We start from the raw sequence: 484 nt of genomic DNA on the forward strand, positions 1-484 counted from the left end.
CGCACGGGATCTTCGAGTTGCCGCTCGTCCAGATTTCGACACACGCTAGGACGGGGTCGGGTCAATGGTTTGCGGAAGCGGTGGCCGCCTTCGGCCTGGTCTTCACCATCCTGGCCGGCCTGCGCTTCCGCTCCGATGCCATTCCGTGGCTGGTCGGGCTCTACATCACCGCCGCCTACTGGTTCACCGCCTCGACGTCCTTCGCCAACCCTGCGGTGGCGATCGCGCGCGCCTTTTCCAACACCTTCGCAGGAATCCGACCAGTTGACCTGCCTGCCTTCATCGTTGCCGAAATTCTTGGCGCCGTTGTCGCTCTGCTCGTCGCCGGATGGTTGCTTGCAGAACCGAAATCCTCCCCTGTGGCCAACTCGAAATTGAAAGCCGCCGAATGACGATCACGATCTATCACAACCCCGATTGCGGCACTTCGCGCAATACACTGGCGATGATCAGGCAGTCCGGCGAGGGACCTGAAGTTATCGAA

At 61.0% G+C, this 484-nt stretch carries 2 pseudogenes; both read left to right on the forward strand.

Features of this window, described 5'->3' with window-relative positions:
* A pseudogene (locus EN780_RS37520) lies at positions 1-392 on the forward strand (aquaporin family protein); the annotation flags it as partial.
* Positions 389-484 (forward strand): annotated as a pseudogene (locus EN780_RS41215) (arsenate reductase); the annotation flags it as partial. The pseudogenes EN780_RS37520 and EN780_RS41215, both read left to right, overlap by 4 nt.

Source organism: Mesorhizobium sp. M4B.F.Ca.ET.089.01.1.1 (genome assembly GCF_004022605.1).
In the GTDB taxonomy this organism is placed as follows: domain Bacteria; phylum Pseudomonadota; class Alphaproteobacteria; order Rhizobiales; family Rhizobiaceae; genus Mesorhizobium; species Mesorhizobium abyssinicae.